Origin of the sequence: Duganella sp. Dugasp56, assembly GCF_047304105.1 — a bacterium.
Lineage (GTDB): Bacteria > Pseudomonadota > Gammaproteobacteria > Burkholderiales > Burkholderiaceae_D > Rugamonas > Rugamonas hordei.
This window is the reverse complement of record NZ_JBGLYQ010000135.1, coordinates 1-253: the sequence shown is the minus strand read 5'-3', so window position 1 is coordinate 253 and position 253 is coordinate 1. Positions and strand designations below refer to the sequence as shown.

Below are 253 nucleotides of genomic sequence, written 5' to 3'. Positions count from 1 at the left end.
CCCCGGTCGGCGCGGGGGCCCCGCCCGCGCCCGCACCCGGAGACAAAAACACCCCCCCCCAAAAGACCAAGACCGAAGAAAAAAAAAAAAAACACCCCCCCACCAACAAACCCCACAAAAAAAAAAAAACACCCAAAAAAAAAAAAAAACAAAAACCACCACAAGACGAAAAAAAAAACAAAACCACACCACCCACCACCAACACCCCCCCCAAAAAACCACCACCCCCCCCCACCCCCCACAAACACCCCCC

At 53.8% G+C, this 253-nt stretch carries 1 protein-coding gene; it reads left to right on the top strand.

Annotated elements, in window-relative coordinates:
- The coding region (locus ACCD07_RS32350) for a hypothetical protein (RefSeq protein ID WP_413449699.1) at positions 1-253 on the top strand (253 nt) is incomplete at both ends.